Origin of the sequence: Hyphomonas sp. CY54-11-8 (assembly GCF_000682735.1) — a bacterium.
Classification (GTDB): Bacteria; Pseudomonadota; Alphaproteobacteria; order Caulobacterales; family Hyphomonadaceae; genus Hyphomonas.
In genome coordinates this window covers 1-22,644 of the sequence record NZ_AWFD01000037.1, presented here as the reverse complement: position 1 = coordinate 22,644, position 22,644 = coordinate 1, and the positions used below count along the sequence as shown (strand labels likewise).

At 61.4% G+C, this 22,644-nt stretch carries 18 protein-coding genes; 8 read left to right on the top strand and 10 right to left on the bottom strand.

Translation table 11 applies throughout. The annotated features are described in order from the left end of the window. Positions 1–13: 13 nt before the first annotated feature. The 7 genes from HY17_RS17180 to cysD all read right to left on the bottom strand — a co-directional run bounded on the left by HY17_RS17180 (position 14) and on the right by cysD (position 9,304). Positions 14–850 carry an enoyl-CoA hydratase-related protein gene (locus HY17_RS17180; RefSeq protein ID WP_034768958.1) on the bottom strand — a complete coding sequence of 279 codons (837 nt, stop codon included), beginning with the start codon at positions 848–850 and terminating at the stop codon, positions 14–16. A gap of 78 nt (positions 851–928) precedes the next feature. Beyond that, entirely contained in the window at positions 929–1,939 is a 1,011-nt protein-coding gene (locus HY17_RS17175; RefSeq protein ID WP_034768957.1) for an NAD(P)H-dependent glycerol-3-phosphate dehydrogenase, read from the bottom strand. Between the two features lie 69 nt (positions 1,940–2,008). Further along, positions 2,009–3,523, bottom strand: a complete 1,515-nt coding sequence (locus tag HY17_RS17170; RefSeq protein WP_034768947.1) for an acetyl-CoA acetyltransferase — start codon at positions 3,521–3,523, stop codon at positions 2,009–2,011. A gap of 118 nt (positions 3,524–3,641) precedes the next feature. Then, the gene (locus HY17_RS17165) at positions 3,642–5,297 is read right to left on the bottom strand and encodes an NAD(P)/FAD-dependent oxidoreductase (protein ID WP_034768945.1); all 1,656 of its coding nucleotides are present in this window, start codon (positions 5,295–5,297) and stop codon (positions 3,642–3,644) included. 84 nt (positions 5,298–5,381) lie between these two features. Beyond that, on the bottom strand, positions 5,382–6,440 hold the full coding sequence (locus HY17_RS17160) for a mannose-1-phosphate guanylyltransferase (protein ID WP_065383367.1): 1,059 nt from the start codon (positions 6,438–6,440) through the stop codon (positions 5,382–5,384). 54 nt (positions 6,441–6,494) lie between these two features. Then, positions 6,495–8,402: a sulfate adenylyltransferase subunit CysN gene (cysN, locus tag HY17_RS17155; protein ID WP_034768943.1), complete on the bottom strand. Its 1,908-nt coding sequence runs from the start codon at positions 8,400–8,402 to the stop codon at positions 6,495–6,497. Next, on the bottom strand, positions 8,402–9,304 hold the full coding sequence (gene cysD, locus HY17_RS17150) for a sulfate adenylyltransferase subunit CysD (protein ID WP_034768941.1): 903 nt from the start codon (positions 9,302–9,304) through the stop codon (positions 8,402–8,404). Before cysD ends, cysN begins: the two co-directional genes overlap by 1 nt. 311 nt (positions 9,305–9,615) lie before the next feature. Between cysD and glmS the strand changes: the two genes are divergently transcribed. The 8 genes from glmS (at position 9,616) to HY17_RS17110 (ending at position 18,879) form a co-directional block, all read left to right on the top strand. After that, positions 9,616–11,442, top strand: a complete 1,827-nt coding sequence (gene glmS, locus HY17_RS17145) for a glutamine--fructose-6-phosphate transaminase (isomerizing) (RefSeq protein WP_034768939.1) — start codon at positions 9,616–9,618, stop codon at positions 11,440–11,442. Between the two features lie 81 nt (positions 11,443–11,523). After that, a complete protein-coding gene (gene rfbC, locus HY17_RS17140) occupies positions 11,524–12,099 on the top strand; it encodes a dTDP-4-dehydrorhamnose 3,5-epimerase (RefSeq protein ID WP_034768936.1) in 576 nt (191 codons plus the stop codon). Next, positions 12,096–13,148, top strand: a complete 1,053-nt coding sequence (rfbB, locus tag HY17_RS17135; RefSeq protein ID WP_034768934.1) for a dTDP-glucose 4,6-dehydratase — start codon at positions 12,096–12,098, stop codon at positions 13,146–13,148. Before rfbC ends, rfbB begins: the two co-directional genes overlap by 4 nt. Further along, complete coding sequence (gene rfbD / locus HY17_RS17130) at positions 13,145–14,029, top strand: dTDP-4-dehydrorhamnose reductase (protein WP_034768933.1); 885 nt, start codon at positions 13,145–13,147, stop codon at positions 14,027–14,029. The genes rfbB and rfbD overlap by 4 nt, the downstream gene beginning before the upstream one ends. Further along, entirely contained in the window at positions 14,026–14,895 is an 870-nt protein-coding gene (rfbA, locus tag HY17_RS17125) for a glucose-1-phosphate thymidylyltransferase RfbA (protein WP_034768932.1), read from the top strand. The genes rfbD and rfbA overlap by 4 nt, the downstream gene beginning before the upstream one ends. Before the next feature lie 32 nt (positions 14,896–14,927). Then, on the top strand, positions 14,928–15,854 hold the full coding sequence (locus tag HY17_RS17120) for a hypothetical protein (protein WP_034768931.1): 927 nt from the start codon (positions 14,928–14,930) through the stop codon (positions 15,852–15,854). Positions 15,855–15,964: 110 nt separating this feature from the next. After that, positions 15,965–18,460 (top strand): S8 family peptidase, encoded by a 2,496-nt coding sequence (locus tag HY17_RS17115; protein WP_155843667.1) that lies wholly within the window; start codon positions 15,965–15,967, stop codon positions 18,458–18,460. A 2-nt stretch (positions 18,461–18,462) separates the two neighbouring features. Further along, positions 18,463–18,879, top strand: a complete 417-nt coding sequence (locus HY17_RS17110) for a hypothetical protein (RefSeq protein ID WP_034768929.1) — start codon at positions 18,463–18,465, stop codon at positions 18,877–18,879. A 5-nt stretch (positions 18,880–18,884) separates the two neighbouring features. Here the strand turns inward: HY17_RS17110 and metK are convergent, their stop codons facing one another. The 3 genes from metK to ahcY are packed head-to-tail and all read right to left on the bottom strand — an operon-like array spanning position 18,885 to position 22,361. Beyond that, positions 18,885–20,066 (bottom strand): methionine adenosyltransferase, encoded by a 1,182-nt coding sequence (gene metK / locus HY17_RS17105; RefSeq protein WP_034768928.1) that lies wholly within the window; start codon positions 20,064–20,066, stop codon positions 18,885–18,887. Between the two features lie 19 nt (positions 20,067–20,085). After that, the gene (gene purU / locus HY17_RS17100) at positions 20,086–20,946 is read right to left on the bottom strand and encodes a formyltetrahydrofolate deformylase (protein WP_034768927.1); all 861 of its coding nucleotides are present in this window, start codon (positions 20,944–20,946) and stop codon (positions 20,086–20,088) included. Positions 20,947–20,966: 20 nt separating this feature from the next. Further along, positions 20,967–22,361, bottom strand: coding sequence for an adenosylhomocysteinase (gene ahcY, locus HY17_RS17095; protein WP_034768926.1), 1,395 nt, complete (start codon positions 22,359–22,361; stop codon positions 20,967–20,969). Positions 22,362–22,644: the final 283 nt, after the last annotated feature.

Below are 22,644 nucleotides of genomic sequence, written 5' to 3'. Positions count from 1 at the left end.
TCCGCAGCGCGGCCTACATCGCGGTGTCGCGCAGTTCCGAGAGCTCCGGATATTCCGGATCGCGCTTTTCGATCCGGGCCTTGAAGGCCTCGGCCATGTGCGGCGGCGGGAACATCGCGGCGTTCCAGACGCCGATATAGTCCAGCGTGTCGGCAGTGTTGTGGTCGCGGCCATAATTGATCAGCACCTTGCAGCCAGTGACGGCCAGCGGGCTGTTGGCGGCGATCTCGCGCGCGACACCCATCACGGCTTCCATCATCTCTTCATGCGTGTCGAAGACGTCATTGACGAGACCGATTTCCTTCGCCTTGGCGGCAGGCAGGCGCATGCCGGTATAGGCCATCTGCTTGACCCAGCCTTCAGGGATGTAGCGCTGAAGGCGCGGGAAGGTGCCGACGTCCGCCGTCATGGCGATATTGGTTTCCATGATGGAGAAGAAGGCGTCCTTGGTGCACCAGCGGATGTCGCCGGCAGAGATCATGTCCACCGCGCCGCCGATCACGCCGCCGTGCAGCGCGAACAGAACCGGCATGCGGGCCTCTTCCATGCAGCTGAAGCTGTGCTGGATGTGCTTGATGTTGGACCGCAGGGCCTCGGCCATGATGTAGCGGTCATGCTTGGGTGCATCGCGGTCGCCGGTGAAGACGGTCGTGTCCATGCCGCCGGAGAAGTGCTTGCCGGTGGACGAGATCACGATCACCCGCGCGCGGGCATTGTTGTCGATGTCGTGGATGATTTCCGGCAGTTCATTCCAGAACGCCTTGTTCATCGTGTTCAGCGCCTCAGGCCGGTTCATCCGGATGTGGGCGATCTTGTCTTCGATGGTGACTTCAAAACACTCGTAGGCCATGCGTTTCCTCCTGTTTGGAAGGAACCTTAGCAGCGGGCCCCGGCCCGGCCAGACATGACGGCGGGTCAGGTTTAAAGGTCAGGCGGTGACGGCTTCGGCCCGGTTCGGCCGCATCAGGAGTCGGACGATGGCCTCGTCCACGCTGATCTCGCCTTCGATCACGGCGGCGACGGCATCTGAAATCGGCATTTCCACGCCATGCTTCGCCGCCAGCTTCCGGAGCACTGGTGCTGTGGCAACGCCTTCGGTCACCGCATTCCGCGCGCCGAGGATGCTCTCCAGCGACTCGCCTTTGCCGAGTGCCATGCCGCAGCTCATGTTGCGGCTGGTCTCCGAGGAGCAGGTCAGCACGAGGTCACCGAGGCCCGAGAGGCCTGTCAGCGTTTCCCGCTCCGCGCCGAGCTTCAGGGCGAGCCGGGTCATCTCCGCGCTGCCGCGGGCAATCAGGGCCGCATGGGCCGAACGGCCGAGGCCTTTGCCGAGGGCAATGCCGCAGGCGATGGCCAGCACATTCTTCACCGCGCCGCCGACTTCGGCGCCCAGCAGGTCATGCGCGAGATAGGGCCGGAAAGTGGGGGTCGAGATTGCGGCGATCAGTTCGGTGCCAAGCTTTTCGTCCTCAATGGCGAAAGTCACTGCTGTCGGCAGGCCCTGGGCGACATCGATGGCAAAGCTCGGGCCGGACATCACCGCCGGCACCGCATCCGGCAGTTCGTCCTTCAGCACCTGCGTCATGAACTCGCCGGTCGCCAGTTCAATCCCTTTGGAGCAGAGCACGACCGGCGTGCCGGGCTTCAGCGTGCCTTTAAGCGCCTTCAGCGTGGCACGCGTGTGCTGGGCCGGGGCGACGGCGAAGACGGCGTCCATACCGGCAAGGTCGGCAAGCTCACTCGTCGCTTTCAGGGCAGGCTTGAGCGGCACGCCGGGCAGGAACACGGTGTTCTCGTGCGCGGTGTTGATCGCCTCTGCCACATCCGTCTCGCGGCACCAGATCAGCACATCCTGCCCCTCGCGGGTCAGCATCTGTGCGATGGCGGTGCCCCAGGCCCCGCCGCCGATCACGCCGAACTTCTTGAAATGCGTTGTCATGCCCGGAATTTGGGCGAATCCGTCAGTCTGGGCAAGCCGCAGAGATCAGAGGCGGGTTCACTGCCGTGATCAGGCGAAGTCGAACGTGCCGGTTTCGCCTTCCACCGTGATCTTCACGCTGCGGCCAACGGGGCTGGCATCCTCGCGCAGCACGGTGAGGGCAGCGGGGCTTGCATTGGCGAGCGCGCGGCGGCCATCCGGCAAGCGGGCGAAGATGATGCCCTTGTTCGGGCCTTCCTTGCCGTGCGTGACGGTGAAGGTTTCGAGTTTCGCGGCGCAGCTCTCTGTGCACACATCAATTTCTTCGGTCGGCCGGGCATAGCGCGCGACCGGTGTGAACTCTGCCGGCTTGGCGGTCGAGTAGACGCCGACGGCTTCCTTGGTCATCCAGCCGCCATTGGCGAGGACCAGGCCAAAGGCGCCGGCGTCGCCGCGCAGTTTCGCGACCATCTCTGCAATTCCGTGCAGGGAGTAATTGTTCCCCGGACCGCCGAAGAAAGGCAGGCCGCCAGTCAGCGTCAGCGGGCGCTTGTCGGTTTTCCAGTCGACACCGAGCGCTTGCGTCGAGGAGAACACGGCGCACGGGAAGCAGGAGTAGAGGTCGAAATGCGCCATGTCGGCAGCCGTCTTGCCGGACTGTTCCAGTGCGCGGGAGATCGCGGCTTCCATCGCGAAGGAGCCATCCAGCCGTGGGCGGACGGAGATGAAATCGTCCGAGCCTTCGCCTGCGCCGTGCAGGTAAACGCGCTTGTCTTCCGCAATGCCGAGTTCATCAGCCTTGGACGAACTCATCACGATGGCGGCGGCGCCCTGGTTCACGGCGTCCTGCGCGATGAACCATTTCAGGAACGGGTCGGCATATTCGTAGTTCGCCTTGGACGGCGTCGACAGGAACTCGACAGAGTGCTCCACCGGGAACTGTGACCAGGGGTTCTGCGCGGCCACAGCCGTGAAGGGCTGGAACAGCTGCGCCATGGCCTTGCGGTGTTCGCTGCGCGAGCGGCCTTCGCGGGCGGCGATGGCGTTTTCGAACATGGCGTAGAAATAGGCCGGGGCGACAATGCCGTGCTTGATCTCTTCACGGCTCAGCATCATCGGGCCGGTGCCGCGGTCTTCATATTCGGCGTCGGCGCTGTCGGCCCAGTTGATCTCCACGCCATGGCGGCGCGCGCCCTTGGAGGCGCGGTTGGCTTCGGAGCCGGAGATCAGGGCGCATTCGATCTCGCCCTCAAAGACCTTCGCAGCCATTTCGTTGACGAGCGCCTGCGGGCTCTGGCCGCCGACGGTCTCATAGATCAGGTTGGCAGGAGAGGCCCCGATGTCGCGCGCCAGCGTGCCGGGCAGGTTCGTGTTGTGTCCGTGCGGGTGCGGGGCGTTGCGCACCGAGTCCTCGAAGATCCGGACCACGGCGAGCGTGTCGACGGCGTCTGCGATGCTTGCCGCGCCCGTGTCGGCAAGCGCCGCCTTGGAAGCGTCCACCATCAGCGACAGCGGGGAGGGGGCCCCGGCTGGACCGGCAGAGCCGTCCCACTGGCTGAGGCTTTGGCCTACGCCGACAAGAACAGGAAGATCCCCTTTGGCCATCGTTCGCTCCCGAATATATTTATGCCTGATCCCTGCTTATCGCGGGATCAGGCAGGATTCGAGATGGGACGCCGGGGAAACCCCTAGGGTCAATCTGCGGTCAAACCGCAGGCCGGTCTCAGGACGCTTCCGCAGGCGCGCGGGTCAGGGTGAACCCCTTGTAGTCATTCGCGGCGACTTCGTCGCAGACTTCGCGGTAGACGCCGACGCCGCCCACATAAGGCATGAACACGCGCGGCTTGCCGGGGACGTTGGCGCCGAGATACCAGGAATTGGCCTGCAGGTAGAGCGTTCCGGACGCGACCTCGTTCACATGGGCCACCCATTCAGCCTCGGCTTCCGGGGTTGCTTCCACGACAGTCAGCTGGCGCTCACCCATGTCGTGGATGCAGTCCGCGATCCAGTCCACATGCTGCTCGATGGAAACGATCATGTTGGAAAGGACAGACGGGCTGCCGGGGCCCGTGATCATGAACATGTTCGGGAAGCCGGACACGGTGAGGCCGAGATAGGTCAGCGGACCGGCTGCCCATTTGTCCTTCAGCTTCAGGCCGTCCCGGCCCCGGATGTCGATCCGTTCCAGCGCACCGGTCATGGCATCGAAGCCGATGGCATAGATCAGCACGTCGAACTCATAATCGCGTTCGCTGGTGCTAAGGCCGGTTTCGGTGATGGTTTCGATCGGTGTCTTGTTGAGATCGATCAGGTGGACATTGTCCTGATTGTAGACTTCGAAATAGCCGGTATCGACGACCAGGCGCTTCGTGCCGAAGGGATAGGTCTTGGGGATCAGCAGGTCTGCCGTCTCCGGATCCTTCACAATTTCGCGGACCTTGCCAGCAACGAAATCTGCCAGCAGCTTGTTGGCCGCCGGGTCGACACCGGTATCGGCATAAGGCGCGCCGACACAGAAACCGCCCTTCGCCCAGCGCCGCTCGAATTCACGAAGGCGGTCTTCCTCCGATTGTTCCAGCGCCAACTCTTCGCTCGCTTCCAGCGCCACGATTCCGATGCCGGATTCCCGTTGCTGCTGGCGATAGTCCTCACGGTTGGCCAGCCAGTCTTCCCGCACCGCCGGATCCAGCGGACGGTTATGCGCCGGCACACTGTAATTCGGTGTACGCTGGAAGACGTAGAGCTCGCCGACCACTGGTGCGATGGTGGTGATGGTCTGGATACCGGACGAGCCGGTGCCGATGATGCCGACCCGCTTGCCGGAGAGATCGGCGTCCTCGGGCCAGGTAGCGGTGCTATAGGTCTCACCCTTGAAGTTTCCGGCGCCCGGAATGTCCGGCGTCTTGGCTGCCGAGAGGCACCCGGTCGCCATGACACAATAGCGTGCCTCGATGGTGTCGCCCTGGTCCGTCGTGATCCGCCATAGTCCGGCCTGGTCATCGTATTGTGCGGACTCAACACGGGTGTTGAAGCTGATATCGCGGCGCAGATCGAACCGGTCCGCGATGTGATTGGCATAGTCCAGCAATTCGCCCTGAGGCGCGTAGCGCTCAGACCATTGCCACTCTTCTTCCAGCTCTTTGGAGAAGGAGAAGGAATATTCCTGGCTTTCAATGTCCACACGGGCACCGGGATAGCGGTTCCAGAACCAGGTGCCTCCGACGCCGCTGCCGGCCTCAAAGACATGCGCGTTCAATCCCATGCCGCGCAGCTTGTGCAGCATATACATGCCGCCGAATCCGGCGCCGACAATTACGGCATCGTAGTTGATTGTTTTGGCAGATTTTTTATCTGCACCGGCACCTTTGGCTTCCGGCATGATTTTTCCTCCCGCTGCACTACAGCGAGATGGAATTTAGCATAGGATTCAGTTTTTGGAGCCGGTCACGCAGGGGCAGCCCGTTCAGAGGAGGTCTTCACGGCCTGTTTCACGCAAGGCGGAGACGACTTTGCCGACATCCTGCGTCCGGTCTTTCGACGTGATCAGGATGCGCCCGCCTTCCACGATGACGCAAAGATCCTGCACACCGACCAGCGCGACCGTGTGATCCGCGTCTGACAGAACAGTGCAGCCCACCGAATCAATCGCAATCGGCGGATTTTCGCTGTCGCCCTGACGGATCGAGCCGATCATGCTCCACGTGCCGATGTCGTTCCACTGGCAGTCCAGCGGTGCATAGATGGCCGCTTTGGAGGTCTGCTCCATCACTGCGTAGTCCACCGAGGTGGAGCGCGCTGCGGCGAAGCATTCCGGATCGAGCAGGATATTCCCGTCGACATCGCTTGCCGCTTCCAGCGCGGCGGTGGCGGCGTCCAGGATGTCCGGCGCGTGGGTCTCCAACTCGTCGACCATCAGCGAAGCAGGGAAGAGGAAAATGCCGGCATTCCAGCTGAAGGCCGGATTTGAGATGTACTTCATTGCCGTTTCGAGATTCGGCTTCTCCCGGAATTCCGTCACCGCATAAAGTGATCCGCCAATGGCGTCCCCGCGCTGGATATAGCCGAAGCCCGTTTCAGGCCGGTCGGGCCTGATGCCGAACGTGGTGATGTAACCGGATTTCGCCATCCGGGCAGCCTCGGTGACCGCGGCGATGAACACATCTGGCTGGCCGATGAAATGGTCCGATGGCAGCAGCAGGACCAGGCCTTCTGCATCCTGCTCAGCGACATGGCGCGCTGCGACGGCGGCGACGGCAGCTGTATTGCGGACCATCGGTTCGAGGATAACAGCCCCAGGCTCGACGCCGATTTCTGCCAGCTGCTCGCGGACGAGGCTGGCATAACGCTGGTTTGACATAACCACGGGCGGCGCAAAATCCTCGCCGGTCAGACGTAACACGGTGTCCTGGAAGACGGTCTTGTCGGTCACCAGCCGGTGGAACTGTTTCGGATGCGCCTGCACGGACACCGGCCAGAGGCGCGTCCCTGCGCCGCCGCACATGATTACGGGATAAATCCGCATCGTCTTCCTTTCGCCGCCCCAAGTCCTGGCCATTTCAACGGCCGGCACCTGGTATCAGGCGCCGAGGAAGCCGTTCTCCCGGAGGTAGTCAAGAATTTCCTCGGCAGCGTCATCAGGGCTACGATCAACCGTGTCAATCCGGAGCTCTGGGTTCTCGGGCGCTTCATAGGGGCTCGATATGCCGGTGAAATTCTTGATCTCTCCTGAACGTGCCTTCTTGTAGAGGCCTTTGACGTCTCTTTGCTCTGCCACGTCAAGCGGAGTGTCGACATGGATTTCGATGAACTCACCGTCTGCCATCATGTTCCGCGCCATCTGCCGTTCGGCCCGGAAGGGGGAGATGAATGAGACAAGCGTGATCAGGCCGGCATCGGACATCAGCTTGGCCACATTTGCAACGCGGCGGATGTTTTCCACTCGGTCCGCATCGGTAAAGCCGAGGTCGCGGTTCAGCCCGTGACGGACATTGTCACCGTCGAGAGAGAAAGAGTGCTTGCCAAGGGCGAACAGGCGCTTCTGGAGTGCGTTGGCAATCGTCGACTTGCCGGAGCCGGACAGGCCCGTGAACCAGAGGACGGCGGGCCGCTGCCCTTTCTGTTCGGCCAGCGCATCGCGGTCCACATCCATGGCTTGCCAGTGGATGTTCGATGCACGGCGCAGGGCAAAGTCGATGAGGCCCAGGCCAACCGTATCATTGCTCATCCGGTCGATCAGGATGAAGCCGCCGAGATTGCGGTTGGCGTCGTAGGGGTCGAACGTGATTGCCTGATCGAGCGAGATCGTCGTGACGCCGATCTGGTTGAGTTCCAGCGTCTTTGCGGGAACATCCGACAAGGTGTTGACATCAATACCATATTTCGGGGCATTCACGGTCGCGGTGACCGTTTTGGCACCGACTTTGAGAAGGTAGCGCCGGCCCGGAAGGAGCGGAGATTCGTTCATCCAAAGGATGCGGACCTGGAACTGGTCGGACACCTCTGTCGGATCATCCGCCGTGACGATGGCATCACCGCGTGAGGCGTCGATCTCGTCCGCCAGCGTCAGCGTCACCGACTGGCCGGCCACGGCTTCGGGCAGGTCGCCGTCGGCCGTCACGATCCGCGCGATGGTCGATTGCTTGCCGGATGGCATGGATTTCACCCGGTCACCGGGCTTCACCGTGCCGGAGGCAATCTGTCCGGAGAAGCCGCGGAAATCGAGGTTCGGACGGTTCACCCACTGGACTGGCATGCGGAACGAAGCATTGCGGCGCTTGTCACCCACAGGGACGTTTTCAAGGTATTCCATCAGGGCCGGGCCATCGTACCAGTCGGTTTCATCCGACCGGCTTGTGATGTTGATCCCGGCCAGTGCCGACATCGGGATCGGCTGGATTTCGAGATCTGTCGCAAGCTCATCAGCGAAGGCGTAGAAGTCATCGACAATGTCGTTGAAGATCGTCTCGTCATAGTCGACGAGGTCCATCTTGTTTACTGCTAGGACGAGGCGCCGGATGCCAAGCAGCGTCGTGATGAAGGCATGGCGGCGCGTCTGGGTGAGGATGCCTTTGCGGGCGTCAATCATCAGGATAGCGACATCTGCCGTCGAGGCGCCGGTCGCCATATTGCGCGTATACTGTTCGTGACCGGGCGTGTCGGCGACGATGAATTTGCGCTTATCGGTTGCAAAGAAGCGGTAGGCGACGTCGATCGTGATGCCTTGTTCCCGTTCAGCGGCGAGGCCGTCGACGAGTAGCGCGAAATCGATGTTCTCTCCCTGTGTGCCGACTTTCTTTGAATCCGCTTCCAGCGAAGCGAGCTGGTCCTCGAAGATCATCTTGGAGTCGTACAGCAGGCGGCCGATCAGCGTGGACTTGCCATCATCCACAGAGCCGCAGGTGATAAAGCGCAGCAGCGACTTGTTCTCGTGCTTTTCGAGATAAGCGCCGATATCGGTGGCGATGAGGTCGTCAGTGAGGCGCATCAGAAATAGCCCTCCTGCTTCTTCTTCTCCATGGACGCCGACTGGTCGACATCAATGACGCGGCCCTGCCGTTCCGAAGTCGTGGTCAGCAGCATCTCCTGGATGATGTCGTCAAGCGTGGTGGCCGTGCTTTCGACAGCGCCGGTCAGTGGGTAGCAGCCGAGCGTCCGGAACCGGACGGATTTCAGGATCGCCGTCTTGGCGAGGTCTTCCGGCATCCGGTCGTCATCCACCATGATGTCCACGCCGTTCCAGTTCACCACCGGCCGTTCGGCAGCAAAGTAGAGCGGCACGATTTCAATGCCTTCGCGGCGGATATATTGCCAGATGTCGAGCTCGGTCCAGTTCGACAGCGGGAAGACCCGGATGCTCTCTCCCGGATGGATCCGGGTATTGTAGAGGTTCCATATCTCCGGGCGCTGGCGTTTGGGATCCCAGCGATGCTCGGCTGACCGGAAGGAGAAGATCCGTTCCTTGGCGCGCGACTTTTCCTCATCGCGTCTGGCCCCGCCAAACGCAGCGGAGAATTTGTACTTGTCGAGCGCCTGTTTCAGCGCCTGGGTCTTCATGACATCGGTATGGACAGCGGAGCCATGCGAGAAGGGGCCAACGCCTTCGCGTACGCCGTCTTCATTGATATGGACGATCAGGTCCATGCCCATCTCGGCGGCCTTACGATCGCGGAACTCGATCATCTCGCGGAACTTCCACGTCGTATCCACATGCATCAGCGGGAAGGGCGGACGGGACGGATAGAACGCCTTCATTGCCAGATGCAGCATCACCGCCGAATCCTTGCCGACGGAGTACAGCATCACCGGGTTTTCACATTCGGCGGCGACTTCGCGGATGATGTGAAGGCTTTCGGCTTCCAGCCTGTCGAGGTGAGTCAGTTGGGGCAAAAGATCGGGCTCCGTAGTACTTGCTGGGGCCTATATGCAAAGACAGGGCGAAGTTTGAACTTAATCTAGCATTCAGATGCGCTGATGGGAGTATCTTCTACGGGTCCGCTGGCACATTGAGGCAGTCCTCCAACTGCTATTTCCCGCCGGCAAAGCGTTCGCCTCCGTCATGTTCGGATTGCTGGTTTGCCCGGAAGTATTGAGGATCCGGCAAATACGGGGCCAGATCTTGTCGCATTTGCTCACAAAGTTTCATTGTTCTGCCGTTTTGCCGCGATCTAAGAGACGCTGAGCCAAGAGCGGAGTGGATTATGTGCGGAATTGTTGCGATTTCAGGAAAAGAGCCTGTTGCCGATCGGCTGATCGATGGGCTGAAGCGCCTGGAATATCGCGGCTATGACAGTGCCGGAATCGCGGTGTCGGCCGCAGGCGGTCTGGACCGTCGGCGTGCGCCCGGAAAGATCGTGAATCTCGAAACACGGCTCCGCGAACACCCGATGAATGCCACCACAGGCATCGCGCACACACGCTGGGCCACGCATGGGCAGCCGAACGAAAGCAATGCCCACCCGCACATGTCCGGCGGCGTGGCAATCGTCCACAATGGCATCATCGAGAATTTCCGCGAATTGCGGGACGCGCTCCAGGCTGCCGGCCGCAAATTCGAGTCGGAAACCGATTCCGAAGTGATCGCGCAGCTGCTGGACCAGAAGATCAGCGACGGGGCAGATCCGGTCGATGCCTTCGAAGCCACACTGGCTGAGCTGCATGGCGCGTTCGCGCTGGCTGTCATCTTCGAAGGCCAGGAGGGCCTGATGATGGGGGCCCGGCGGGGCAGTCCGCTGGTGCTCGGCTATGGCGAAGGCGAGATGTACCTCGGTTCCGACGCCATCGCATTGGCCCCGCTTACCCGCGACGTCACCTATCTGGAAGAAGGTGACTGGTGCGTTCTGACGCCCGACAGCTTCGATATCCGCAATGCGCGCGGCGAGCGTGTGAACCGCAAGCGCGTCACCTCCGCCGTGAACGATGCGCTGATCGAGCGCGGTGAATATGACCACTTCATGCTCAAGGAAATCCACGAGCAGCCGGAGTCGATCGCCCGGTCCATCATGCCCTATGTGGACCAGGTGGCCGGTACGCTGGATATCGGCACGGTGGCGACGGCGTCCTTCACCGCAGCAGACCGCGCGGTCGCGATTGCCTGCGGCACGGCCTATTATGCCGCGTTCACCGCGAAGTACTGGTTCGAACAGGTGGCGCGTCTGTCGCTCGAAACGGATATCGCGTCCGAATTCCGCTACCGTCAGCCGGTGCTGCCGCAGTCCGGCCCGGCGCTGTTCGTCAGCCAGTCGGGCGAGACGGCCGACACGCTGGCCGCATTACGCTACTGCCGCCAGAACGGGACGACGGCGGTGGCCATCGTGAACGTGCCGGAAAGCTCCATCGCGCGCGAGGCAGGTGCCGTGGTGCCGACCCATGCAGGGCCGGAGATCGGCGTGGCTTCAACCAAGGCTTTCACGGCGCAGCTGTCCGTTCTTGCGGTCATGGCACTTGCGGCGGCCCGGGCGCGCGGACACCTGTTGCCGGGCGATGAAGCGACTGCAATCAAGAACCTGCTGGCGTTGCCGCGCAAGGTAACCGAGGCACTGGAATCGCAGGAGCAGGTTGCCGAAATCGCGAAGACGCTGACGCAGGCCAAAGATGTCCTGTTCCTGGGCCGGGGGCGGTACTATCCGCTGGCCCTGGAAGGCGCCCTGAAGCTGAAGGAAGTGTCCTACATCCACGCCGAGGGCTATGCCGCCGGCGAACTCAAGCACGGTCCCATCGCCCTGATCGAGCGGGGACTGCCAGTGGTGGTCGTGGCACCTAAGGACGAGCTGTTCGAGAAGACGATTTCCAATGTCGAGGAGATCCGTGCGCGCGGCGCGAAAGTGATTCTGATTTCCGATGATGCCGGTATCGCCCTGGCGGGTAACCGCGCCGATCACGTGATCCGCCTGCCGGACGGGGACGGTTTCACCTTGCCGATCCTGGCGGCAATCCCCCTGCAGTTGCTGGCTTATCACGTCGCAGTTGCGAAAGGCACGGACGTCGATCAGCCCCGAAACCTCGCCAAATCGGTTACAGTCGAGTAACCCTTCGCGTGTTGCGGTCAAAATCGGGCATGCTATAGCCGGAGTCGGGCTGCGGGGGCGGTCGGGTTGTCAGGGCAGAGTATGGCCAGATTCGAAAAAATCGGCGGACTGGAAGGGCTTATCCTCGTTCATCCGAAGCGTATCGGTGACGAGCGCGGCTTCTTCGCTGAAACATTCCGGCAATCGGAGTTCGCGGCTCATGGCATCGACTGCCAGTTCGTGCAGTCGAACCATTCCCTCTCCCAAAGCAAAGGCACGCTGAGAGGTCTGCACTTCCAGAAGGCCCCTCATGCGCAGGCCAAGCTGGTACAGTGCATCGCTGGAAGCCTCCTCGATGTGGTGGTGGATATCCGTCCGGGATCATCGACGTTCGGCCAGCATACGAGCGTAGAGCTGTCAGCCGCGACCGGCAGCCAGCTATTTGTTCCCGCAGGTTTTGCGCACGGCTTCTGCACGCTCGAGGACGACACACAGATCATCTACAGCGTCAGTGAATACTACTCGCCGGAAGCGGAATTCGGACTGGCGTTCGACGATCCCGAGCTCGGCATTCAGTGGCCGTTTCCTCCAAGTGACATGACCCTGTCCGAACGGGACCGTCACTGGCCCGGCCTGTCGGCGCTGAAATCCGGCACTGCAATGGCAGCCGTCAAATGAAGCGCTATGTCGTGACAGGCGGCGCCGGTTTTATCGGATCGGCGCTGTGTCATCTTCTGCTGTCCGATGCGGAAACGGAAGTGGTCGCCATAGACCGCATGACCTACGCAGCCAATCCGGCGACGCTTGAAGCGTTGAAAACCCATGACAGGTTTCGCCATGTTGCGGCAGATGTGTGCGATGCGCAGGCCATGCGCGATGCCGTGAAGGCTTCAGAGCCAGACGCTGTGTTTCATCTGGCTGCCGAAACGCATGTGGATCGCTCGATCGATGGACCTGCCGATTTCATCACGACCAATCTTGTCGGGACTTACGCGATGCTTGAAGCGGCGCGGGAATACTGGTCCGGTCTGGAGCATGACAGGCGGGATGCTTTCCGATTTGTTCATGTGTCTACGGATGAAGTCTTCGGCTCTCTTGGGCCGGAGGGGGTGTTCACCGAAACGACCCGGTATGACCCGTCATCTCCTTATTCTGCCAGCAAGGCTGGCGCGGACCACCTCGCGCGGGCCTGGCAGCGCACTTACGGCCTCCCGGTCGTTGTCTCGAACTGCTCGAATAATTACGGGCCGCGCCAGTTCCCGGAAAAGCTCATCCCCCTGATGATCCTGAATGGGCTGGAAGGAAAGCGCCTGCCGATCTATGGCAATGGCGCGAATGTACGGGACTGGCTGCATGTGGAAGACCATGCCCGTGCCCTGTCTCTCATGGCGCAGGAAGGTGTGCCCGGTGAAGTCTATTGCGTCGGTGGCGGTGCCGAACGGACCAATCTGCAGATCGTGCGGACGATTTGCCGGATCCTGGACGAACGCCGGCCCGCAGGGGCCCCGCACGAGGCCTTGATCGAATTTGTTGAAGACCGGCCGGCGCACGACTTCCGTTATGCGATCGACCCGGCAAAAATCGACCGTGAGCTGGGTTGGGCGCCGGAGCACGATTTCGAGGCAGGACTCGCTGCGACTGTGGATTGGTATCTGGGCAATGAAGACTGGTGGCGCCCGATCCGCGAAGAACGCTATCAGGGCCAACGACTCGGGCAGGTCAGATGACCCCGGTTCTCGTCATCGGGAAGACCGGTCAGGTGGCTCAGGCCCTGGCGTCCATTGGTGGATCCGGCGTTCTATGCGCCGGCCGGCCGGAAGCAGACCTGATGGATCCGGCCTCCCTCTCACGCACACTTGACGCGACCAACCCGGTCGCCGTGATTAATGCAGGGGCTTTCACATCCGTCGATGGCGCGGAAAGCGAGCCGGAAGCGGCGCGCGCCCTGAATGTGACCGGCCCGGGCAACCTGGCTTCTGCCTGTGCCGAAAGACAGATCCCGCTGATCCATTTGTCGACTGACTGTGTCTTCGACGGCACCAAGCCTGAGCCCTATGCACCGGATGATGCGGCTCATCCGCTGGGTGCCTATGGACGCACCAAACTGGAAGGTGAGCAGGCTGTCAGGGATTTAGCGCCGAAATCTCTGGTGGTGCGGGTGTCGTGGATCTTTTCCGAATTCGGAAACAATTTTGTCCGTACCATGTTGAAGCTCGCGCAGACGCGCTCGTCGGTGACTGTTGTCTGCGATCAGTTTGGGTGCCCTACTTACGCGCCAGCACTCGCTGCGGGCCTGCTCGACATGGCCCGGCAGACGGCGGCGCCGGATTTCTCCGATTGGGGTGTGTACCATCTGGCCGGGCAGGGGGAGACGGACCGCGCAACGATGGCCAAGCTGATCTTCGATTGCAGTCAGCGGCTCGGTGGCCCCTTCGCGGACGTCGTCCCCGTTCAAACAGCGGATTATCCGACCCCAGCGAAGAGGCCTTTGAACGCCCGCCTCGACATGTCGGAAACGAGCCGTGTCTTCGGCATTGAAATGCCGGACTGGAAAATCGGACTGGAAAAGACAGTCGGCAAATTGATTGAGGAGCTCTCTGAAGAATGAAGGGCATTATTCTGGCAGGGGGGAAGGGCAGCCGCCTTTATCCGGCAACGCGGGCTGTGTCGAAACACCTGCTGATGATCTATGACAAGCCGTTGATCTACTATCCGATTTCGACCTTCCTGCTTGCGGGCATCACGGAGATCCTGATCATCAGCGCCAAGGGACAGGCAGCGTCATATCAGGCCCTTCTGGGGGATGGCTCGCAATGGGGCGTGAAATTTTCCTATGCGGAGCAGGAAACGGCTGCCGGTATCGCCGAAGCCTTCCTGATCGGTGAAACGTTCATTGCCGGTGATTCCTGCGCGCTCGCGCTCGGAGACAATATTTTCTATGGTGCGGGCCTGACAGGAATGTTGCAGGAATTGGCCGGACTGAAATCAGGCGCGTCGGTGATGGCATTCCAGGTCAATGATCCGCAGCGGTTCGGCATTGTTGAAATCGGCGCAGATGGCAAACCATTGTCAATTGAGGAAAAGCCGGCCCACCCGCGTGCGAACTGGGCCGTGACCGGGTTATATTTTTATGGACCGGATGTGACGGAGATAGCCCGGTCGGTGAAACCGTCCGCGCGAGGTGAGCTTGAAATCACGTCGGTCAACCAGGCCTATCTGGAGCGGGGGGATCTGAACGTTGTACGCCTGCCGCGCGGGATCACCTGGCTTGATGCCGGGACATTCGACAGCATGCTGGAAGCATCGCACTTTGTGCAAACCGTTGAAAAACGCCAGGGGTTGAAGGTCGCCTGCATCGAGGAGGTGGCCTGGCGGCGCGGGCTCATTTCTGATGGCCAGATGCGGGACCTCGCGGCGGCGTTCAACAATGAATACCGCGACTATTTGTTGTCCCTGCTGGACCAGCCCGGTTAAGCTGGCGCAAGCCTGCACAAGAGGAGCAGAGATTGGCGACGCCCGACCTTCAGGAAATCGAAAGCCGGATTGTGCAGCTGATTGCTGCAGAGGGTCCGCTGATCGGAAAGGAGCTGGCTGAAGCCATGCCGGAGGTTCCGGTGCTCGCGCTGTGGCAGGCCTGCTATCGCAGCCGCACATTCCATGTGTCGCACTTTGCCAGCTACTACCTGCGCTATGACATTACGCGCGAAGACCAGGTGCGGCTCAGCCCGTCGATCCAGCGGGATTTCCTGTCCTTCTCCCTGTTCGGTCTACCAGGGCAGCGCGATCAGATGATTGAGCGGCAGGGCACGCTGTCGAACATGCACCGCGAAATCAGCCGCGAAAAAATCAGCGTGGCCCAGCAGGTGATGAAGCAATTGTTCGTTAGCCTTGGCCGCGAAGTGCGCAGCCAGCTGTGCGCTTTCATCGCCGGGGACCTTGCCTACTTCCTGGCCCACAATGAGCCACGCGAGCACGTCGCCTCCGGCGAGATGGTGAAGGGGTCGGATATCGATATTGTTATCATCCTCAGCGAGTCACTGCCGGACGAAATCCAGACCCGCATCGACAGCGAGATGACCGCCCTGAAGAGCCTGTACCTGCGCCACCCGCAATACCGGCATGAAATCGACTTCATCTGCAAACGCAAATCGGTCATGGAGCGGCAATTCCAGTACACGGATATTCATGACAAGATCGCGAGCAAGATTGCCTATGAATCCATGTTCCTTGGCGGATCGCTGACGCTGTACATGGAAGTGCGCGATGCGATGGTCCGGACGGGGGTCGACAGGCTGATCGAGCAGGATTTCGATCATGCGCTAAAAGACCGAAAGAACGCGATGCACCAATTGCTGAACGTGCCCGGCGACTCGATTGATGAAGAAGCCCGGTCACTGTTCCATTTTTCGCAGGAACGCGTGGAATTTTCGTGATTTGCTACCCATGGCGCGTTGGTGTTCCGTTCACGATTGTCAGGGCAGGATGACGCGGCATCATAACAGCGAATTCCTGGGATAGGTGCCCAAGCCGGAGGTCTAAGGCCATGCAATTGAGGACACAGAGGTCGCGCTACCTGAAAGCCGCCATGATTGTGGCGCTGGCCGGCCCGGCGCTCGGCCTTCTCGGGGCATGTGCCAGCGGGGGCGGCGGTGGTGGCGGATCGGCCATTACGCCGACGTCACCTCCCCCTCCACCACCTCCGGCGCCGCCACCACCTCCACCCCCGCCGCCATTTCCGAGCGAGATCGCTCCGGCATCCGCTTTCGAGACGCGCGAATACCAGCAGACGGCCGGGTTGCCGGTCATCGGGGCGTCAGCGGCTTACGCCATTGGTGCGACCGGGACCGGCATCAAGGTCGCTGTCATCGATACCGGCACAATCGACGACCACCCGGATCTGCAGGGTGCGATCGTGCAGACTTTCGATGTTTGTGCGGACACGGCCTGCAGCGGTTACGATACGAACGGGGATCCGGTCACGATCACCCGTCAGCCTGACGACATCGATACGGGCGGGCACGGTACGATGGTGAGCGGTGTTGTCGCGGCGCGCCGTCAGGACGACTATACGACGGTGATCGACGAAGGCTCGGGCATTCAGGGTATCGCTTTTGAATCCTCGATCATCTCGATCCGTGCCGACAGCCCCGGCAGCTGCGCCCTGACAGGCGCAGATGAAGGCTGCAATTTCAGTGACTCCGCTCTTGTGCGCGCCATCCAGTATGCGGTGGATCAGGGTGCCAGCGTCATCAACATGTCGCTGGGGGGCGAGATCGATGCCAATCAGGATCTTGAAAATGCTGTTCGCGCTGCTGCTGCGGCGGGAGTCCTGGTGGTTATTTCGGCTGGCAACGAAGCAGCGCCCGCCATTGATGACGGGATGGGGAACATCACACCCGCGGTTGGCGCGGAACCAACGGAGCCAGCCTATATTGCGGGTGAAGCCGCCTCGCTCGGCCGGGTCGTGGCGGTGGGGTCTCTGAACATTGTGGAGCCGACGGTTACCGACCCCAATCCGGATTACATGAAGATATCCGATTTCTCGAACCGTGCGGGAAATGACGCGAAAAACTATTACATCCTGGCTCCGGGAGAGCGCGTCGTTACCACAGGACCCGACGATGACATCGTCTTTCCGGGCGACTTGACGAACGATGCCGACACGATTGGTGACTATTACAGCGTATCCGGAACGTCCTTCTCGGCGCCCTACGTTGCGGGCGCCCTGGCACTGATGCTGCAGACCTTTCCGAACCTGAAGGACAAGCCTGAAGTCGCGCTGCAGATCCTGCTGGATACGGCCGATGACTATGTCGATACGGCGCTCGATCCGATCACGGGTACGGCGGCAGGCGCCGGTGCTGATGAGGTATCCGGTGTTGGTACTCTCAATCTTGCCCAGGCCTTTTCCCCACAGGGACAACAGACGCTGGATTTCGGCGCGGAGAAGGTTTCCATCGGGACGGTGCTTGCGCCAAGTGGCGGCGCGTTCGGGGACTGGGCGACAAATTCAGGCGCGCTGAATGGTCTTGTCTTCCAGGACAAATATGAACGTGGCTTCGTGTTGGATGCCGACGCTGTCTCCGCCCAGCTGCCGGATGGCCTGGCCGGTGCCCGGATGGTGAACTTTCAGACCCGAGCTGACTGGGCTGCGGGCGAGACCCATTCGGTGCGGGCCGGCAATTTGTCCTTCAACTGGACGCAGGCGCGCCTCTATGACGACCCGACAGCACCTTACCAGGAAGACCCGCAATCGACCTTCCAGATGCGCTACAGCTTCGGCGCCAATGAGGTGGAAGTCGGCCGGGGCGGATCGCTCACCCGGCTTGCGCCGGACGTGTCGCTGCTGAACGAACCGGGCGTGGGGAACGCTTTTTCCACCGGCGGTGCCTGGGCGAAGTTCAGCCACCATCTGGGGCAGGGCCTTGTGATGGATTTCTTCTCGGCGGAGCAGAGCGGCCGCAGCCAGTCAGGCTTCCGGTTCGGCCGGGACAAGCCGCGCTGGTCCTACCGTTTCGGCGCGACCTTTGTGGAAGACGTGAACACCGCGCTTGGCGGATCGGTACAGGAACGCTTCGGCGCGGAAGACCAGACACAGATGACCGCCTATGCGCTGGAAGGTGCATGGCTGGCAGGGCGGCGCTGGACACTGTCGTCCGGGGTTGAGATGGCGAGCGTGGACTTGCCGGGCGTAAACGTGAGTGATGTCTGGACCAGCCGCTGGTCCCTTGGCGCCAGCCGGCCTGCCGGACCGGGGCGACTCAGCCTGATCGTTGCTCAGCCATGGCGGGCCGAGACAGGGTCCATCGCGCTCAACGCGCCGGTGGGAATCGATGTCCGCGGCGCACTGATCCATCAGACAGTCAATGCGGGCCTGACGCCCAGTGGACGGCAGGTCGACTTCGAGACGCGCTATGGCTTCCAGCTGGCAGAAAGCTGGACCGGAGAGGCAGCGGCCGTTGTGTCGACATCGCCGAACCATATCGCTGGCGCGGAAGAGGAGAGTGCCCTGTGGTTCAGGCTTTCAACGGACTGGTAGTCATGCGTGCTGCCGCCACGCTGGCTTGCTTCGGCATACTGGCCGGATGCCAGTGCTTCTGGCCACAAGTAGCGAATGACCAGGGCGAACCTGACGCTGTTGCCGAAACAGAGTTTGCGCCGTCCTGCCCGGCCGTGACCAAGGCCGAAGCCTGGGTGAATCGGATGCCGTCGATCGGCAGTGAACCGACCAAAATGATCGTTATGCTGCGCGTGGACAGCAAGGACAGCTGGTTCCTGACACCGCTGGATATGCCAGCAGCACAGGGGCTGATCCTGGACCTGAAACCCGGCGGGTCTGCTGTGCCGGGTACCGTCGGCTATCGCCAGATGGCGCCCGCGCCGCTGCCGGCAAAGATAAGCATCCTGTGCCGGGGCAGCGAGGTCGCCACCATCGATGATGTGATGATCGTGCAGTAGGCCGCCTAGTTGATGAGGCGCACCAGCTCTGACGTCAGGTCCGTCTTTTCCCAGCTGAAGGCGCCATTGTCGCCGGGCTGCCGGCCGAAATGGCCGTAAGCTGCGCTCGGGCTGTAGATCGGACGGTTCAGCTGAAGATGCGTGCGAATGCCTTTCGGCGACAGATCGAACAGTTCCCGCAGGGTTTTCGCGATCCGGACTTCATCCGCTTTGCCGGTGCCGTGGGTATCGACATAGATCGACAGTGGCTGTGATACGCCGATGGCGTAGCTGACCTGGATCGTGCAGCGGTCGGCAAGGCCGGCAGCGACGACGTTCTTGGCAAGATAGCGCGTGGCATAGGCAGCCGAACGGTCGACTTTCGACGGATCCTTACCGGAGAAGGCCCCGCCGCCATGCGGGGCGGCCCCGCCATAGGTGTCTACGATGATCTTGCGGCCAGTGAGGCCTGCGTCGCCGTCCGGTCCACCGATGTAGAAGCTGCCTGTCGGGTTCACATAGAACTTGTCTTCCGGCGGGAACCAGCCCTCGGGGAGCACCTCCTGCACGACCGGGCGGATGATTTCGCGCAGTTCGTCCTGGCTGACATCCTTGCCGTGCTGGTGGGAGACGACGATTGCGTTCACGCCAACCGGCTGGGAGCCTTCATACTGAAGCGTGACCTGGCTCTTCGCGTCCGGTTCCAGCTGCGGGCGCGCGCCGGAATGGCGCAGCGCAGCCAGTTTCTGCAGGATCTGGTGAGAGTAGACCAGCGTCGCTGGCATCAGCTCCGGCGTCTCGTTGGTTGCGTAACCGAACATGATGCCCTGGTCACCGGCGCCTTCTTCCTTGAACAGGCCCTGGCCCGCTTCAACGCCCTGGGCGATTTCGGCGGACTGGCCGTGGACGAGATTGTCGATGCTCAGGTTCTGCCAGTGGAAGCCTTCCTGCTCGTAACCGATCCGCTTCACCACAGCGCGGGCGGCCTCGTTCATTTCGTCTTCGGTGACCACCGCGCCATTGTTGGTGCGGACTTCGCCTGCCAGCACGATCTTGTTGGTCGTGGTCAGGGTTTCCACGGCGACCTTGGCCGTCGGGTCCTTTGCCAGAAACAGGTCGACAACCGCATCAGAAACCTGGTCTGCGACCTTGTCGGGATGCCCTTCCGATACACTTTCGGAGGTGAATTCGTGGCTGGAAAGTTTCATGGCAGTTTCCTCTGAAGGCTTATCTGGCGAAGACGATGGTGCGTCCGGCATGGCTGAAGACGCGATGCTCTGCATGCGCTTTGACGGCGCGCAAGAGGGCTGTGCCCTCCAGATGGCGGCCGGTCTCGATCATGTCGGCGGGTGTGTAGGTGTGGTCGATGGTTTCGGTGACCTGGGTGATGATCGGGCCTTCATCCAGGTCTGCCGTGACATAATGGGCGGTCGCGCCGATCACCTTCACGCCGCGGGCGTGGGCCTGGTGATAGGGGCGGGCGCCCTTGAAGCTGGGTAGGAAGGAGTGGTGGATATTGATGCACCGCCCCTCAAGTTCCCGGCAGGCATTGTCGCTCAACACCTGCATGTAGCGGGCGAGCACGATGAGGTCCGCGCCGGTTTCCTCGATCACGTTGAACAGGCGCGCTTCGGCTTCCGGCTTGGTGGTTGAGGTGACCGGGATGTGGAACCAGGGCAGGCCGAAATGGGCGAACTGGTCCTTCAGCGTGTCATGGTTCGAAACGATGCCAACCACGTCGATCGGCAGTTCCTTCCGGCGGGAAGCATAAAGCAGCGTGTTGGCGCAATGGTCCGACTGGGAGACGAGCAGGAGCGTTTTCATGCGCTGGCTTACCGGGGCGACGCTCCAGTCGGCTTCCAGCTCTTCGGCGGCTTCCTCGATATCGCCGAGCAGGCTGAGCGGCACTGTTCCGCCTTCCGGTGCGCGAAACACGAGCCGGGCAAAGAACTGCCCGGACTCGGTGTCGCCAAAGGTACGCGAGGACGCGATGAAGCACTCATGCGCTTCCATGAGCCGTGCCAGCGTTGCGACGATGCCCACCCGGTCCGGGCAGGACAAAGTCAGAATGTGGTCGCCGGATGTCATGCTGCGTCCCCGTCCGGGCCCTAGTAGCGATAGTGTTCAGGCTTGAACGGACCGACCGTGTTCACGCCGATATAGTCGGCCTGTTCACGGGACAGTTCGGTCAGCTGAACGCCAAGTTTTTCAAGGTGCAGCATGGCGACCTTCTCATCCAGATGCTTGGGCAGGGTGTAGACCTTGTTCTCGTATTCGTGGCCGCGCGTCCACAGTTCGATCTGGGCGAGCGTCTGGTTGGTGAACGAGGCCGACATCACGAAGGACGGGTGGCCCGTGGCGTTGCCGAGGTTCACAAGGCGGCCTTCGGACAGGAGGATGATACGTTTCCCGTCCGGGAAGGTGATCATGTCGACCTGCGGCTTGATGTTCGTCCATTCGAAATTGCGCAGGCCTTCGACCTGAATTTCGTTGTCGAAGTGGCCGATATTGCAGACGATGGCCATGTCCTTCATGGCGCGCATGTGGTCGACGGTGATGATGTCCTTGTTGCCTGTCGTGGTGACGAAGATGTCGAACTTCGGCGCAGCCTGTTCCATCGTGAGGACTTCGTAGCCGTCCATCGCCGCCTGCAGCGCGCAAATCGGGTCGATCTCGGAAACCGAGACGCGTGCGCCGGAGCCTGAGAGCGAGGCGGCAGAGCCCTTGCCGACATCGCCATAGCCGGCGACGAAGGCCTTCTTGCCGGCCATCATAACGTCGGTACCGCGGCGGATCGCGTCGACGAGGCTCTCTTTACAGCCATACTTGTTGTCGAATTTCGACTTGGTGACAGAGTCGTTGACGTTGATCGCCGGGAAGGGCAGCTCGCCGCGTTTTTCCATTTGATACAAGCGGTTGACGCCTGTGGTCGTCTCTTCGGAGACGCCCTTGATGCCGGCTTTCGTCTTGGCGAACCAGCCGGGGGAGGCTTCCATCCGCTTCTTGATCTGGGCGAACAGGGCGGTCTCTTCCTCGGAAGACGGCTTGTCCAGAATGGATGGGTCGGCTTCAGCCTTTTCGCCAAGGACGAGGTAGAGCGTCGCGTCGCCGCCATCATCGAGGATCAGGTTCGGGGCGGTGCCGTCATGCCAGTGGAACAGGCGGTCGGTGTAATCCCAATACTCCACCAGCGTCTCGCCCTTATAGGCCCAGACCGGCGTGCCATTGGCGGCGATCGCGGCGGCGGCGTGGTCTTGTGTGGAGTAGATATTACAGGAGACCCACTGAACTTCGGCGCCGAGGGCTTCGAGCGTCTGGATCAGGACAGCGGTCTGGATGGTCATGTGCAGCGAGCCGGCAATCTTGGCGCCTTTCAGCGGCTGCTCGGCGCCGAACTCTTCGCGCGCAGCCATCAGGCCCGGCATTTCCGTCTCGGCGATCGCGATTTCCTTGCGTCCGAAGTCTGCGAGGGTGATGTCCTTGACGTGGTACGTCTTCACCATATCAACATTCCTTTATGTGTTTGTGCGCGCCTAGCATGCAGCGTGGCAAAAGGCAACGCGCATGCGCGGCCGAAGGTGCGCCGGGCGGCCAAAACACCATGAATAAAACCATGAATAGACCTCCGAAGAAGGGGGCCGGCGCGGTCAAAACAGGAGAAGGAATGCTGCCGGGCTTAGTCAGCCGCCTTGCGGAAGCCGCCCGCGACTCCGGCGGTGACCGCAACCGCGAGGGTGGCTTGCCCAATCGGACTAGTCCAACCGTAGAGTTAGAGTCGGCGGTTGG

What these genes read in the sequence shown, in the direction of transcription:
- HY17_RS17180 (WP_034768958.1), bottom strand. Translation starts at nt 850, where the DNA reads ATGGCCTACGAGTGTTTTGAAGTCACCATCGAAGACAAGATCGCCCAC.
- HY17_RS17175 (WP_034768957.1), bottom strand. Translation starts at nt 1,939, where the DNA reads ATGACAACGCATTTCAAGAAGTTCGGCGTGATCGGCGGCGGGGCCTGG.
- HY17_RS17170 (WP_034768947.1), bottom strand. Translation starts at nt 3,523, where the DNA reads ATGGCCAAAGGGGATCTTCCTGTTCTTGTCGGCGTAGGCCAAAGCCTC.
- HY17_RS17165 (WP_034768945.1), bottom strand. Translation starts at nt 5,297, where the DNA reads ATGCCGGAAGCCAAAGGTGCCGGTGCAGATAAAAAATCTGCCAAAACA.
- HY17_RS17160 (WP_065383367.1), bottom strand. Translation starts at nt 6,440, where the DNA reads ATGCGGATTTATCCCGTAATCATGTGCGGCGGCGCAGGGACGCGCCTC.
- cysN (WP_034768943.1), bottom strand. Translation starts at nt 8,402, where the DNA reads ATGCGCCTCACTGACGACCTCATCGCCACCGATATCGGCGCTTATCTC.
- glmS (WP_034768939.1), top strand. Translation starts at nt 9,616, where the DNA reads ATGTGCGGAATTGTTGCGATTTCAGGAAAAGAGCCTGTTGCCGATCGG.
- rfbC (WP_034768936.1), top strand. Translation starts at nt 11,524, where the DNA reads ATGGCCAGATTCGAAAAAATCGGCGGACTGGAAGGGCTTATCCTCGTT.
- rfbB (WP_034768934.1), top strand. Translation starts at nt 12,096, where the DNA reads ATGAAGCGCTATGTCGTGACAGGCGGCGCCGGTTTTATCGGATCGGCG.
- rfbD (WP_034768933.1), top strand. Translation starts at nt 13,145, where the DNA reads ATGACCCCGGTTCTCGTCATCGGGAAGACCGGTCAGGTGGCTCAGGCC.
- rfbA (WP_034768932.1), top strand. Translation starts at nt 14,026, where the DNA reads ATGAAGGGCATTATTCTGGCAGGGGGGAAGGGCAGCCGCCTTTATCCG.
- HY17_RS17115 (WP_155843667.1), top strand. Translation starts at nt 15,965, where the DNA reads ATGCAATTGAGGACACAGAGGTCGCGCTACCTGAAAGCCGCCATGATT.
- HY17_RS17110 (WP_034768929.1), top strand. Translation starts at nt 18,463, where the DNA reads ATGCGTGCTGCCGCCACGCTGGCTTGCTTCGGCATACTGGCCGGATGC.
- metK (WP_034768928.1), bottom strand. Translation starts at nt 20,066, where the DNA reads ATGAAACTTTCCAGCCACGAATTCACCTCCGAAAGTGTATCGGAAGGG.
- purU (WP_034768927.1), bottom strand. Translation starts at nt 20,946, where the DNA reads ATGACATCCGGCGACCACATTCTGACTTTGTCCTGCCCGGACCGGGTG.
- ahcY (WP_034768926.1), bottom strand. Translation starts at nt 22,361, where the DNA reads ATGGTGAAGACGTACCACGTCAAGGACATCACCCTCGCAGACTTCGGA.